Below are 14,686 nucleotides of genomic sequence, written 5' to 3' on the forward strand. Positions count from 1 at the left end.
CCTCGCTTGACCGCTATCAGGACGCCCTATAATGTTAGGGGCGCCTAAGCCGTCGTAAATAATGGTAGTAAGATAAGTTGGCAAATTATAACAAATTTGACCTAGGCAATATATGGCTTCATTGCAGTGGTTTACTTAAATAACGGCAAAATTAGGGATCAGGTCAAAAAATCAATTTGCCATGACGCTGAATCTTATGAGCACCACCTGTTGATGCTTTAAGCCCTAAGTCCTAAGCCCTAACCTCTAAGGTTTTACTCTTTTGGACTTAATGGCACAATACGGTCGGTCTGACCACTGGCAATATTAATACCGCTGCCATAGCCTTCTGGATTAATCTGTAAATACGCATTCATTTTCCCAATAGCCTCGCCGTCATTACTGGCCAAGATACGCGCTTTAATGGGCTCAACGGGAGGGAGTGGCAAGTTCTTTAACAACGATAACAATTGCTCATTATCGCCTTTCTCGACGACCATAGTTATAAGCTGGCGGGCATCAACCGGTAAATCTGAAGTGCTTTGCGCTAATAAGGCTAAATGATAAGCGCCATAGGTATCTTGATCCGCGACAATACGGCGTTCAATAGCAGTATACGTGCTTTCTGTAGCGCCGCCAGCGACACTCAGTAGATGAATACAGCGTAAGGCTGAGTTGGCCTCATTGTCTGCAATAGCAATAATCTCAGCAGACTTCTCTTGCAGACGGGCACGTTTTTCTTCTAAAGTTTCGGCTTGAGTAGGAGCATTATTCATAGACTTAGTCTCTTGTAAGGTCTCGTGTAAATTCTCTTGCAATGCAATATAGGCAGTTGTAGCGAACGCCGTAGAGGCAAGCTAAAAAGACAAAAAAACCTAAGCGATGCTGCCATCGCTTAGGTCTTCGGCTCATCACAGTGGATCAGCGTCTTACGCGGCAGGGCTATGCTCTTCAACCAGTGGCTTTAGCTCACCAGATTGGTACATCTGTAAGATAATGTCTGAACCGCCCATTAACTCACCATTAATCCACAATTGCGGGAAAGTCGGCCAATTCGCAATCTTTGGCAACGTTGCACGGATTTCAGGGTTTTCTAAGATATTGACAAAAGCAAACGGACGGCCGATTTGCGTCAATACTTCGATGGCTTTGGCAGAAAAACCACACTGTGGGAACTGCGGAGTGCCTTTCATATATAGAATCACTTTATTATCAGCGATCTGGTTACGAATTAACTGTTCAATGTCTGGCGTGGCTTGTGGCTGGTCGCTCATAATTATTCCTTACAGGTTAGCGGGTGGTCGCAAATACTAGCTGATGGAGCAATAAGACTAGTAGGGTTTTGATAAAGTAAATTTTTAGCAAAGTTTTTTAACAATGTATAGCTTAATAATTATTATGAAATAGGTCACTACTACTAAGTAGGTAGAGCTTATATTTAAATACTCAGGCTTAAGCCCCTATATTAAGTTACCGGATTAAGTTACTGGGCTTAGCTTAATTCGAGCTGGTTTACGAAAATATGGGGGCAGTTATTAAGATTACAACCACATCGGTCTTTGAATCTCTCATTATGGGGCTGCATGATTACGCTATAAACGCTGCTGCCCACTAGCATAAAACTTTATTCAACTATTGGTGCAGTGGTCTCAGCACGCTTTGCTTCAGAAGACTTTGACTCAGCACTCTTAATTAACAACACCACAGCACTAACCATAATGCCTTCTTGACGCCCGGTAAAGCCTAACTTTTCCGTCGTGGTGGCTTTGACACTGACGTTACTAATATCCGTCCCTAAATCTATAGCTAAATTTTGCCGCATCGCCATATTATGCGGTGCCATTTTAGGCCGCTCACACATAACTGTCACGTCTAAATTACCCAACTGATAGCCCGCTTGAGTCACTAAGCTACAGACATGGCGCAGTAAGATACGCGAATCGAGGCCTGCATTGGCATCATCAGTATCGGGAAAATGCTGGCCGATATCTCCTAAGGCTAAAGCGCCTAACAAGGCATCCGCGACGGCATGCAAAACCACATCACCATCGGAGTGGGCCAGCAAGCTGTGCGTGTGCTCAATCTGCACCCCTGCTAAGGTAACATATTGCTCGACCTGACCATTATTATGAAAGGCATGCACATCAATACCTTGTCCTATTTTAATCATTACCACCACTGTCCTTTTACTGGCTGACTGCCATCTTCGTGTTAAGTGAGGTTTATCCTCTGCTACCGATGCCATATCAATGTTATAATTATCCTTAAATTCTACCACAGCTTAGCGCCAATTATTTATGTCTGACTCACAAACTGCCCCATTACCCCCTGCCCTGCAGGCTCTTGCCCCTTTAAGCCTCGCCGATGTGCCAAATCCAAGCCAAACTCGCGTGATTGTCGGGATGTCTGGCGGGGTCGATTCGTCGGTCTCAGCCGTGTTACTGCAACAAGCCGGTTTTATCGTCGAAGGCCTGTTTATGAAAAACTGGGAAGAGGACGACGGTACCGAATACTGTACGGCAATGGACGATTTAGCGGATGCGCAAGCGGTCTGCGATAAGATTGGCATGGTGCTACATACCGCCAACTTTGCCATGGAGTATTGGGACCGGGTCTTTGAGCACTTCTTAGCCGAGTATAAGGCGGGCCGTACCCCCAACCCCGATATCTTATGCAATAAAGAAATTAAGTTTAAGGCCTTTTTAGACTACGCGCTGACATTAGGCGCTGACTATATTGCGACTGGCCACTATACCCGTCGTAGTACTAACTATACCAATGCAGATGGCTTAGAAGTCGCGCAGTTATTACGTGGACTGGATAATAATAAAGACCAAAGCTACTTCTTGCATGCGGTTGGCGGTGACAAAATCGCCAAGACCTTATTCCCTGTGGGTGAGTTAGAAAAGCCGGAAGTGCGTAGAATAGCGGAAGCGCATGATTTAGCTACGGCGAAGAAAAAAGACTCTACCGGCATTTGCTTTATTGGTGAGCGCCGTTTTAAAGACTTCTTACAACAGTACTTGCCGGCTCAGCCCGGCGATATCGTCACCGATGATGGCATGGTAATCGGTCGTCACGATGGCTTGATGTACTATACGCTCGGGCAACGCGGTGGTATTGGTATTGGTGGTGTTAAAGACCGTCCAGACGAGCCGTGGTTTGTGTTAGCCAAAGACTTGGAGGCCAATCGCTTAATCGTGGGGCAAGGCCATCAGCACCCCATGATGATGAGCCGATCCCTGCGAGCTTATAAGCTCGACTGGGTCGCTCGCGTACCACCACAAGATATCTTTAGTGAGCAAGGGCTGCGCTGTACGGCGCAATCGCGCTACCGTCAACCTGACCAAGTCTGCTATGTCAAAGCGGCCAATGCGGATGGCTCTGAAGTGTATGCGGTCTTTGATGAGCCACAACGTGCGGTCACCCCCGGCCAGTCTGCGGTATTTTATGTGGATGAAGTTTGCTTAGGCGGCGGGGTTATCTGCGCAGTGGATGAACCTATCTAGCGCTATTGCCTTGTCTTTGACCGCTAACGTCCTTATTTAAGCCCCAGTCTTCTGCGTAAGTCTGGGGCTTATTTTTGTCTATTAGCAGCCTGCTTTAGAATAAAAAATGACTGACCTCAGTCTTTAAGTTTACCTTAATTATAAAAACTTTAAACCCGTAATTATTAACCTACACAGCGCTAATAATAAGTAAATATAAAAAATACAAATCAGGAAATAAATATTAATTTAATTTTTTATTAAAATTTTTTAATCAATAAATCTAATAGTAGCTAATTATCATTTGATAATATTTATTAAATTATTTATATGAAATTCTTATCAATAGATGTACTGCTAAAACGGCATAAATGTTGACAACACCCTTTCTTTTAACATTTGCTTTGCTTGCCTAGCCTATTGCCTACGCTATTGACTGTCTAGTTTTCAAATAATTTTTGGGATACTTATTACTAAAAATTATTTATTACTGATATCTTCTTGATAGCCCTTCAGCCCAATAAAACTCTTATTTTTTAATAATTATTGCTGGCTTAGCAGGCTACTTTTATTGGAATTTAGCCCCTTTTCTTACTATTTATTTCTTTTATTTATCAGCTTATTACCATTAATTTTCTCTAAACATGTTTATCGGTCATTGTGTTTATGGAAAAAATGCCTTATTTTATGATGCACCGTATTTAGGGTGAATCGTAAACATATCAGATAATTACTCGGCATATTTTCGAGTGACTAGCCTGATTTAGATAAGGACAGCTGTATATGAAAATGCAAGACGTTATTAACGATCTAGAAAAACGCTACCCCCATCAGCCTGAATTCATCCAGGCCGTTAAAGAAGTCGCTATTACTATTAGTAGTGTCTACGATTCACATCCAGACTACAGCCGCTGCAATATCTTCGAACGTTTAACCGAACCTGACCGCATTATTAGCTTCCGTATTAACTGGGAAGATGATCAAGGTAATATCCAAGTCAACCGTGGCTGGCGTGTCCAATTTAGTAATGCTATTGGCCCTTATAAAGGCGGGTTACGTTTTCACCCAACCGTCAACGAGTCGGTCTTAAAGTTTTTAGGTTTTGAGCAAATCTTTAAAAATGCATTAACCGGTTTGCCTATGGGCGGCGGTAAAGGCGGTTCTGATTTTGACCCTAAAGGCAAATCAGATAATGAAATCCGTCGTTTCTGTTACGCTTTTATCCGCGAGTTGTATAAATACATCGGTAAAGATGTGGACGTACCTGCCGGCGATATCGGAGTTGGTGGTCGCGAAGTCAGCTATATGTTTGCCATGTACAAAAACTTAACGAACGAATATAGCGGTGTATTAACCGGTAAAGGTGTTGGGTTTGGCGGTAGTTTGATCCGTACAGAAGCGACAGGCTATGGCGCGGTTTACTTCCTAGAAAACATGCTAGGCGTCCACAAAGATAACTTGACCAATAAGCGTGTCCTCGTCTCTGGGGCCGGTAACGTCTCGCTACACGCTGCCGAAAAAGCGGCAAGCTTGGACGCTATCGTGTTGACCGTGTCAGACTCGCAAGGGACATTGTATGATGCCAAAGGCTTTGACCAAGAGAAAATCGATTGGCTCAAAAAGCAAAAAGAGCAGCGTAAGCCTTTAGAAGAGTATGTCGCTGTCTTCGGTGGTGAATGGTTAGCGGGCCAGAAACCTTGGCAGTTCGAAGCCGATATCGCCCTGCCTTGTGCTACGCAAAACGAAGTGGATATTGCAGAAGCCAAGCAGATGCATGAAAATGGCGTCAAATATATCGTTGAAGGCGCAAATATGCCTTTAACGGCAGAAGCGGTCGATTACATCCGTGAAAAGAATATTCATTATGCCCCTGGTAAAGCCGCCAATGCTGGTGGGGTTGCTGTATCAGGCCTCGAGATGTCACAAAACTCGGTACGCCAGTATCGCAGCTTTGAAGACTTAGACTTGCAACTGCATCGCATCATCAAAGACATCCATGATAGTGCTATGCGTGCCGCACAAGCTTGCCAGCCTGAAGATGCGCCTTGTATCGACTATATGACTGGGGCCAATATCGTTGGCTTTAGCCGCGTTGCTGATGCGCTCGTCGCGTACGGCATCTTAAACTAATACTCCGTTCACATTGAACTGAAGCTAGTTGATTTTAATAAAAAAAGTGTGCCAGATTAACTCTGTCACACTTTTTTTAGGTTTAAAATTTGTACCTTCCTATAGGAAAGTTTAAATAAATTCGACTCATAATAGGCCGTGCAACTGGTAAAAATTTTTATGGCTAGTTGTAGGTCATAAACTTACAAAGGCTGCAAAAAATTTCTCCCAGTCGCACTATATCGGTTTTAAATCTAATCAACTATATGCAAATTTATACTTCTTATTCAAACTTATAATCTAACAATAAACCTACTGGCTTGCGTCAGTAATATCAATTGCTTCATTAAGATCAGTCACCTCAGCAATGTTATAGGTCAGCTGTGCAATAGGTTGCAGCGCTGAATTAAACTGATAAAAACGGATGTCATAACTGCCCGGCTGCCAGCCATCATAGGGCTTAAAGCTCACCCAGTTTTGCTCACTATTTGCGACGATATCTTTCTTCTCAAACAGATACACTTGTCCTGTGTCATTATTCACCCATTTGACGAATACAAACGGGCTACTGGGTATTTTGCCATGCGTGTCTAAATGCGCATAAAGTTTGGTTTCTTTAGGCAAACGAGTAGTATCTAGAGTTACCGTTGGCATATCAGGGTTTGCCGATAGCTTAATATCACCGACCAAACGCTGATTATCATTGGGCTTATACAGCTCTTCAATCGCACGCTTAGCAAAGCGTCTCTTATCTGTGATGGCCGAGCTGGCCTCCTTCGCCATAAATTTATCCACGTATTGCCCCAACACATAATCGGGCATGCCTTCGATTAGCGCTAGTGCCTGCGTTTGCGAGTAGTCATTAATAGAGACGCTTTCGGCGGGACTCAGCTCAGTCAGTGACATTAAATCGTCCGTATTACTAGCTGCTGTGTCCTCAATCGCTGCGGGAGTCTCCGCTATAGGCGCATGATTATCTATGGGCGCACTCGCCTGCTGCAACAATTGATCCATCTGCTGTTTGGTCATGAGCAGATAGGTGGACAAAGCGCCCAATGCAAAAGCTATGAGCACCGTAGCTATGGTCAAGGTCTTATTCATTTGGGATTATTTCGCCTCATAATAATAAAGGATAGCTCTACTCTATAGTATAAACAAAACAGCACCTACTATTGAGTAAGTGCTGTTGGTAAGCTTGCAAAGGCTTAAAAATTTTATCTATAGCCACTCTTATTTAAAACGCTTACCTAATGAGCCACTGATATAAATTTCCTGGCTAGAAGTCATAATATGACTGAGGCTGGCGTAAACTTATACCAATGGCTCTATGTCAAATCTTGAGTGGCTTGGCTAGAATGGTTATTGGCAAGTAAATAGGTAATCATTTACTTTAATGCTACCTGTCTTTGATTGAAGACCGCCTGCTAGAATAATTTTTCCGTCATCCGCACAGATAACCTCTGAAGGCTTACCTTGATTTAAGAAACTGAGGGTAACTTTGCAGATATTGCGCTTCTGGCCATAAACAGTCTTACCATCAGTCTTACAATTTTCAGTATTTTCAGGATCAAAAGGCTTGGTTACTTCTTTAGTTAGCTTACATTTAGCAGCTTTACACATGGTGTCAGTTTTACAGGCTTTTTGTGCAGCTTCCGAAGGGCAGCTGTATTCATTACCGTTAAATATTTTAGTCTTATAAGAAGTCACATAAGAGCCACTACTGTCGCTATCGCCGCCACAACCACTCAAGGCTAACGCTGAACCCAACACTACGAAACTTGCCACACCTATTAACTTCATTATGCTCTATCCCTATCAACACTAAACACGGCTCAACCCAAAGTGTTATAAACTTTCAATTGTTATAAACTTTGCAGCGCCGACATGATTAGCTGGAGTATTCATTAATAAAAAACCCTTAATTTATTATTAAGTGTTTGTATTTTCGGAATATAACAGTATTACCAAGGGAAGTAAATTATTAAACAATTGCGGCTACCGCCCTTTTTTGTCGTAACTCTTGTTATAATTGCCCTCTAAAATTACCCTGTTGTTCTTTGACACCTTTTGTCCTCAACACCACTGCTCGGCACTCCTTTGCCGATTTCACTTTTATTTTTAAGGCGACATTATGACCTCTCTTACTGCGCTCTCTCCTATCGACGGCCGCTATGCCAGCAAAGCCGACAGCTTACGCCCCTATCTGTCTGAATTTGGCCTAATTAAAGCTCGCGTCACGGTAGAGATTCGTTGGTTACAGATGCTGGCTGAAAACACAGGTATCACTGAGCTTGCGCCCTTTGATAGCGAAACGACTGCCTTCTTGGATGAGATTGTCTCAAACTTTAGTGAAGCTGATGCACAAGCTATCAAAGATATTGAAAGCACGACCAACCATGATGTGAAAGCCGTAGAGTATTTCATCAAAGACAAATTCCGTGGCAATGCCAAGCTCGAGGACAGCCTAGAATTTATCCATTTCGCTTGTACTTCTGAAGATATCAACAACTTATCTTATGCTTTGATGTTAAAAGACAGCCGTGAAGTCGTACTCGATAAGATGCAGCAATTGACCGATGCGCTAGCGACTCTTGCTAAGACGCATGCTGACCAACCTATGCTATCGCGCACCCACGGTCAGACAGCTAGCCCGACGACCCTAGGTAAAGAGATGGCGAACGTCGCTTACCGCCTCGCCCGCCAAATCAAACAGTTCAAACAAGTGGAACTATTGGGCAAAATTAATGGCGCAGTAGGTAACTATAACGCCCATTATTCAGCCTATCCTGATATCGATTGGCAGCAAGTGGCTGAGCAATTCATCACGGACAGCTTAGCGCTAACGTTTAACCCGTACACCACCCAGATTGAGCCACACGATTATATCGCTGAGCTATTTGACGTAGTACGTCGTTTTAATACCATCTTAATCGATTTCAACCGTGATATCTGGCAGTACATTAGCTTAGGCTATTTTAAACAAAAGCTAAAAGATGGCGAAGTTGGCTCATCGACTATGCCGCATAAAGTCAATCCCATTGACTTCGAAAACTCGGAAGGCAACTTAGGTGTCGCCAACGCTATGCTCGCGCACTTAGGTGAAAAACTGCCGATTTCAAGAATGCAGCGTGACCTATCAGACTCTACCGTATTGCGTAATATCGGTGTGGGCCTAGCGCAAAGCATGATCGCCTATGATGCTTGCTTAAAAGGTATCGGCAAATTGGAAGTCAACCCTGCCCGCCTAGATAGCGATTTGGATAATGCACAAGAAGTCTTGGCTGAGCCAATTCAGACGGTTATGCGCCGCTACCGTGTAGAAAACCCATACGAGAAGCTAAAAGCGTTGACTCGTGGTCAAGCTATGACGCGTGACGACATGCTGACTTTCGTAGACGGTAATGAGCTAGACGCGGTCGCTGAAGATGCTAAAGCACGCTTGCGTGAGATGACACCAGCGACTTATATCGGTAATGCAGCTGAGCAAGCGCGTACTATCGATACGCATATCGCTAAGCTAAATGAAAAATAGATTTGGTTTATTTAGATAAGCTATAGATCATAACAATGAGCTAAGCGTTTTATTAAAGACGCTTAGCTTTTTTCGTTAATAGTGTATGGTTAATAGTTCATGCCTAATAAATCAGCGGTTTGCTAAGGAGTAGCATTTGCAAATACTGGAAAGTAAGACGCTAGCAATAGCGTTGGGGAGTTGTCGATTAAGAGGCACCTTTGCAAAAGTCATCACCCTTGATTAGGGGTTCTAAAGCTGTCTGGATCAGCTCTCTGATAGTTATAATCGTTATGCTGCTCGCCAGCATTAACCCTTTAGAGTGGTCTAGCTATCTGTTGCATCAAGCCGGCACGCTTCTTTTTATGGGAGCAATGCTACTAGCTTATCGCTATCTTAAGATAAGTGCTCATGCTTATGTTCTAGCCATGGTGTTTTTGCTTATTCACATTATCGGTGCGCGTTATCTCTATTCGTACGTGCCTTATGACGTTTGGATGCAATCGCTATTCGGCTGTAAGTTAAACGACTACTTTGGTTGGCAGCGCAATATGTACGATAGACTCGTGCATTTTAGCTATGGGTTGCTACTCTTTGCCACGATGTATGAGGCTCTCAAAGCTGTCTTGCGCCTGCCCTCACCACGCCAGCTCATTGCCATCACCTTAATGCTGAATATGGCCTCGAGTATGCTCTATGAGCTGTTTGAATGGGGCATTGCCATGACGCTCTCAGCGGAAGATGCGGAAAGCTACAATGGTCAGCAAGGCGATATGTGGGATGCACATAAAGATATGGCGTTGGCGTTATTAGGTGGGGTTATCAGTGCGCTTGTCTATACGGTGACACCTTTACGGGCATTGCTGCGTGAACCCTAGCCACGGATAGTAGGCTTCCTTTAGCGATATATTAACTTTACTACGGTGATCATTGAGGAAGTGATCTATCGCAGTGCGAAGAGGGCCAAGCAAATCTATCCAAACCATTTAGTAGGGCATTTATTTTAGATGGCGGGCTTAGATTACGGGCGCAGTATGTTTTGATTAGGTTGGCGTCAGTATGCTGCGGTATAATATCGCATATAAGCTATTAATTTATCACGACATGAGACTACCGTGATAAGTGCCCGCTCAGTCTGCTAGGTAGATCAGCGCCTGCACCCACTAGCTAAACTTAACTTAACTTATTTTTTCTTTCTATCCTCATCTTCATCGTCGTCTTCGCCACCCGGTATAATGGCTTTACCTACCGCGACCGTCCCTTTAACCACGCCTTTCGTAGTTTTATAGGCTATTTTCGCAGGTACGGTGACAATTTTGTGGACGCAAGCTTGTAAAAACAGCGTGCTGATTAAGATAACTATAAGGGGAAAAGGTTTCATAAAAGTCCTAATAATGGAGGTTGGCTGGCAACCATGAGACAATGCTAATAATAAACTATTAGCGGGCTTTTCTAAAGCACCCTACTCCCTTATCTTCACCGCATTCGTATACCCTGTAATCTCACGACCTAGATTCATCAACGACCCGGATTATTTCATGACCTCTTTAAAACTCTGTTTGCCCGACTCTATCACTCCCGCCCAGTTCCTCGCCGATTATTGGCAAAAAAAACCACTGCTCATTAAACAAGGCCTGCCGAAGCTGGTCGGTATGTTCGAGCCTGAAGATATTTTAGGGCTGGCCCTAGATGAAGAGGCGCTGGCTCGCTTATTGGTGAATGACCCTAGCAATGCTGATACAGAGTCTCCCCAATGGACGATGAAAAAGTCACCATTAAGCGATGCGGACTTAGCGCCTTTATTGGCGCAAGACGGTAGTAATCAAAACCGTGCAGACGATACGCAATCTAGCAACTGGACCGTGCTGGTACAGAATTTAGAACAATGGTCACCCGAGCTTGGCCAGTTGTGGCAGTCGTTTGACTTTATTCCGCAGTGGCAGCGTGATGACATTATGGTGTCTTACGCGCCAGCAGGAGGCTCTGTCGGTCGCCATTATGACGACTACGATGTTTTTTTAGCGCAAGGATTTGGCAGTCGCCGTTGGCAGTTGGGGCAATACTGTGATGAAACCACTGCTTTCGTTGCCAATGAACCTATCCGTATCTTTGACGATATGGGTGAGATTATTTTTGATGAAGTTTTAGAAGCCGGTGATGTGCTGTATGTCCCACCAAAACTGGCGCATTATGGCGTCGCTGTGGAGGATTGCCTAACCTTCTCCTTTGGTTTTCGCCGTCCGAACCTCATGCAAGTACTCGATAGCTTGGCGGATGTGGCCACCAGCGAGCAGAGCTTATTTGTGCCGATGTTGCTGGAGCAACCTCTGCAGTCCTCAGGAGAGTTGCAAGCAGATAGTATCGCGCAAATCAAAGCGCAGCTTATCGACATGCTCAGCTCAGCTCGCGGCGATGAGCTCATTCGTCAGAGTGTTAGTGAAGTCGTCAGTAAACGCCAGTACGACCTACTAAACCCTGAAGAAATTATCGAAGATTACGAATTGGTCGAAGCTTTAGCTACGGAGGCTACTTTAAAAATTGATTATAGCAGTCGGCTAATTTATACCCAAGATGCTGACGGTAGTATTAGTATTTACGCCAATGGGCAAAGGTTAGATGATATTAGTAGTGTCGAGGCGCAATTGCTCAAACATCTAGCGGATGGGGGCACGATAACCAAAGACCACCTCTCTACAGACGATTATGAAATCGATCCCGCTACCGTAATGCAGTGGCTAGAGAATGGTTGGGTGTGGTTAGATTACTAACAGCTAGATTACTAAGAATACTGGCGTTAACTGTAGCCGTTTAAATAACCCGTAATAAAAAGCCCGCCGTAATCTAATTATGGCGGGCTTTTTTAGCGCAATCTAACAGACTATTAGCCTTAACTCAGCCAATACTACCGATGATTACAGTAGGAAGAAATAAGCCCAGAGGCCGACGAGGACCACTGACACTATGTTTAGCACGATACCAACGCGCACCATTTCGGCCTGCTTGATTAATCCAGTACCGAAAACAATAGCGTTAGGCGGCGTAGCGACCGGTAGCATAAAGGCACAAGAGGCGCCGATACCGATAATGAGCACTAAGACCTCATGAGGTAGTCCCATATGTTCAGCAATGGCCATAAATACAGGCACTAATAAAGCAGCAGAAGCGGTATTAGAGGCAAATTCTGTCAAAAAGATAATGAAGGCAGAGATGGCAAACATCACCACTAATAATGGCGCGGTCGTCAAGGCATTAGCGACCGTCTCCCCCATGACTAGTGAGGCTCCTGACAGCTTTAGCACGTTAGACAAGGCAATACCGCCACCGAAGAGCATTAACACACCCCAGTCAGTGTTATCCGAGACTTGTTTCCAAGAGACCAACCCTAAGCTCACTACTGCCGCTGCCGCACTCAAAGCAATGATAGAGTCTAGTTTGCCAATACCAAAGATAGTTTCTAGCTTAGCACTGAATATCCACGAGATAGCAGTTATTAAAAACACGATAATGGTCAGGATACGTGGGGTCGTCCATGCAATCTCTTGATCCAACGTGGTATTAATACGCACATTAAGATTGGGCTTGAGCACCATATACATGACGCCTAATAGCACTGGGAGCAGTACTAACATCACAGGGATACCAAACTTCATCCAATCAAAGAATGATAGATTCAGAGCTTTGGCAGCGATGGCATTAGGAGGAGAGCCTACTAGCGTGCCAAGACCACCCAAGCTAGCACAATAAGCGATACCGAGTAAGACGAATACGAAAGTACCGCGATCTTTCTCCCGGTCTATTTGTGACAACATACCAATGGCTAGCGGCAACATCATGGCAGCAGTAGCGGTATTGGATATCCACATTGATAGCAGCGCAGTGGCTGCAAATATTAGCATGACGGCGACGTTTAATCGTCCACCCGACATAGAGATAATCTTTAGGGCAATCTTTCTATCTAACTGCTGCACATGCAAGGCTGCTGCTAAGGCAAAGCCCCCGAAGAAGATATAGATAATAGGGTCAGCAAAGCTGGCCAGCGCACTGGTGGTATCAAAATCTGGGATACCAATAACGACGCCAATAATCATAACTAAAATGGCGGTAATGGTTACGTGAACAGCTTCGGTTAACCACAATGCCCCAATAAACACCAACATAGCCAGACCCTTATTCACATTAGGGTCAAACTGCAAAGTGTTATATATCAGCAAGCTAACTAGAGCAGCAATGGCGACAATGATAAGGCCTTTGCCTGTACCTTTAGGAAAAGTATCGGTAAAGAGATATTCATTACCATCAACGGGCAGGTGGCCGTCTAATGGTGGTTTTTGCGGGTTTTCTGACATGAGGATTCCTTATCTTGTACGCTAGTAGCTTAAATATACAATAATGGGCTGACTTTATAACATAAATTCATGCTAATTAGTTAGCCTAAATTGGAATACTATTATTAAAGTCAATGACTTAATTTATACTTAACAGTTTTTATTTTTTACAATACCTTAATCGAATTATTAACTTGGTCTTATCTAACGCTCTACTTATCTTATATGCCATTTAATAAGACAGCTATTAAAAAACCCGCCATAATCATTATGACGGGTTGAGTATTTTTCAGAGCTAGAGCTAGCAACTAAACCAGAGGTCAAACTAAAAGTATAACCCTCAATAGCTATCGGCCACTACTGCTGCGGCGCATAGACCGATACCATAACTTCTACTCGGCGGTTGGGTTGCAAGCAGTTGATAAGCGCCTGAGTGTTGGCAGACTCTGTGCATAGCGCCACCGGTTTGGCCTCTCCAGCACCCGTAGCGCTGATAGTGGCGGCATTGACACCCTGCTGGATTAAATACGAACGCACAGTATTGGCACGGCGTTCAGACAGTTGTAAATTATAAGCATCATCGCCTAAGCGATCGGTATGACCAGTAATGACTACGCGGCTATTGCCTTGGTCTTGATACTTTCTTAAAACTGCAGCCAATTCATCAAGAGACTGCTTTCCGTTAGGCTTTATATTGCTGATTTGCCATTGGTCAAAATCAAATAGCGCATCGGCTGCTAAATTAATTTGCTCATTAACGATTGGCGTAGCGACTACCCCACTTGATGCCTTCTCTACCTGGGCATACTTAGCACAGTCATTAGGCAGCCAATAGAATTGCTGGGCAATATTGTCTTTATCAAAGATGACTTTGAACTGACACTTCTCTATTGAACCATCGTCTTGATAGAACTTAAAGATATAATCCCATTCTTTAGCATGTTGGCGCTCACTAAAATGCGGACGACCAATCAACTGGTACAAATCGTCTTTATTGACGCCGGCACGTACCTTATTTAGATTCTCACTATTTGGAAAAACACCTTCTTTTTCCCAAGCCTTATCCATTTCAGGAAATACTAAATCTGAGGTCGCTACTTGACCTTCGGAATTAATGTTATGGCTTAAAGTACTGGTACAACCGGTGGCTAGCACAGCAGCAGCTAAAGACATGGAAATGGCTAGAGATTTTAATACGCTGGTAGGTCGAATGTTCTTTATCATTGTTATTCCTTAATGGGCTTTGACAATTAATGAGCTTTGATAAGAGTGAC

General features: G+C 43.9%; 13 protein-coding genes. 5 read left to right on the forward strand and 8 right to left on the reverse strand.

What is annotated here, in order from left to right; genetic code table 11:
* Positions 1–254 precede the first annotated feature (254 nt).
* From ACZ2XM_RS08960 to ispF, 3 genes are all read right to left on the reverse strand, one after another.
* Positions 255–755 (reverse strand): hypothetical protein, encoded by a 501-nt coding sequence (locus ACZ2XM_RS08960; protein WP_490589477.1) that lies wholly within the window; start codon positions 753–755, stop codon positions 255–257.
* A gap of 153 nt (positions 756–908) precedes the next feature.
* Complete coding sequence (grxD, locus tag ACZ2XM_RS08965) at positions 909–1,253, reverse strand: Grx4 family monothiol glutaredoxin (RefSeq protein WP_201497217.1); 345 nt, start codon at positions 1,251–1,253, stop codon at positions 909–911.
* Between the two features lie 350 nt (positions 1,254–1,603).
* On the reverse strand, positions 1,604–2,158 hold the full coding sequence (gene ispF, locus ACZ2XM_RS08970) for a 2-C-methyl-D-erythritol 2,4-cyclodiphosphate synthase (RefSeq protein ID WP_490589555.1): 555 nt from the start codon (positions 2,156–2,158) through the stop codon (positions 1,604–1,606).
* A gap of 118 nt (positions 2,159–2,276) precedes the next feature.
* On the opposite strand from ispF, the gene mnmA reads away from it, so the two are divergent.
* The gene (mnmA, locus tag ACZ2XM_RS08975; RefSeq protein ID WP_490589476.1) at positions 2,277–3,488 is read left to right on the forward strand and encodes a tRNA 2-thiouridine(34) synthase MnmA; all 1,212 of its coding nucleotides are present in this window, start codon (positions 2,277–2,279) and stop codon (positions 3,486–3,488) included.
* A gap of 762 nt (positions 3,489–4,250) precedes the next feature.
* Complete coding sequence (gene gdhA / locus ACZ2XM_RS08980) at positions 4,251–5,597, forward strand: NADP-specific glutamate dehydrogenase (RefSeq protein WP_490589475.1); 1,347 nt, start codon at positions 4,251–4,253, stop codon at positions 5,595–5,597.
* 291 nt (positions 5,598–5,888) lie between these two features.
* On the opposite strand, the gene ACZ2XM_RS08985 is transcribed toward gdhA, so the two are convergent.
* Together ACZ2XM_RS08985 and ACZ2XM_RS08990 are read right to left on the reverse strand one after the other, a co-directional pair.
* Positions 5,889–6,677, reverse strand: a complete 789-nt coding sequence (locus ACZ2XM_RS08985) for a hypothetical protein (protein WP_490589474.1) — start codon at positions 6,675–6,677, stop codon at positions 5,889–5,891.
* A 258-nt stretch (positions 6,678–6,935) separates the two neighbouring features.
* Positions 6,936–7,376, reverse strand: a complete 441-nt coding sequence (locus tag ACZ2XM_RS08990; RefSeq protein ID WP_490589473.1) for a hypothetical protein — start codon at positions 7,374–7,376, stop codon at positions 6,936–6,938.
* A gap of 331 nt (positions 7,377–7,707) precedes the next feature.
* Here ACZ2XM_RS08990 and purB point away from each other — a divergent pair, with 331 nt between their 5' ends.
* Positions 7,708–9,108 (forward strand): adenylosuccinate lyase, encoded by a 1,401-nt coding sequence (gene purB, locus ACZ2XM_RS08995; RefSeq protein WP_490589472.1) that lies wholly within the window; start codon positions 7,708–7,710, stop codon positions 9,106–9,108.
* Between the two features lie 272 nt (positions 9,109–9,380).
* Positions 9,381–9,965 carry a DUF2238 domain-containing protein gene (locus tag ACZ2XM_RS09000; RefSeq protein ID WP_490589471.1) on the forward strand — a complete coding sequence of 195 codons (585 nt, stop codon included), beginning with the start codon at positions 9,381–9,383 and terminating at the stop codon, positions 9,963–9,965.
* A 305-nt stretch (positions 9,966–10,270) separates the two neighbouring features.
* Here ACZ2XM_RS09000 and ACZ2XM_RS09005 read toward each other — a convergent pair whose 3' ends face one another.
* Complete coding sequence (locus tag ACZ2XM_RS09005) at positions 10,271–10,468, reverse strand: NF038104 family lipoprotein (RefSeq protein ID WP_490589470.1); 198 nt, start codon at positions 10,466–10,468, stop codon at positions 10,271–10,273.
* Positions 10,469–10,625: 157 nt separating this feature from the next.
* On the opposite strand from ACZ2XM_RS09005, the gene ACZ2XM_RS09010 reads away from it, so the two are divergent.
* Positions 10,626–11,855, forward strand: coding sequence for a JmjC domain-containing protein (locus ACZ2XM_RS09010; protein ID WP_490589469.1), 1,230 nt, complete (start codon positions 10,626–10,628; stop codon positions 11,853–11,855).
* Positions 11,856–11,999: 144 nt separating this feature from the next.
* On the opposite strand, the gene ACZ2XM_RS09015 is transcribed toward ACZ2XM_RS09010, so the two are convergent.
* A complete protein-coding gene (locus tag ACZ2XM_RS09015) occupies positions 12,000–13,433 on the reverse strand; it encodes an SLC13 family permease (protein WP_490589468.1) in 1,434 nt (477 codons plus the stop codon).
* A gap of 336 nt (positions 13,434–13,769) precedes the next feature.
* On the reverse strand, positions 13,770–14,636 hold the full coding sequence (locus ACZ2XM_RS09020) for an OmpA family protein (protein WP_490589467.1): 867 nt from the start codon (positions 14,634–14,636) through the stop codon (positions 13,770–13,772).
* Positions 14,637–14,686 lie beyond the last annotated feature (50 nt).

It is taken from the genome of Psychrobacter sp. CoH-33_TS_01 (genome assembly GCF_058189395.1).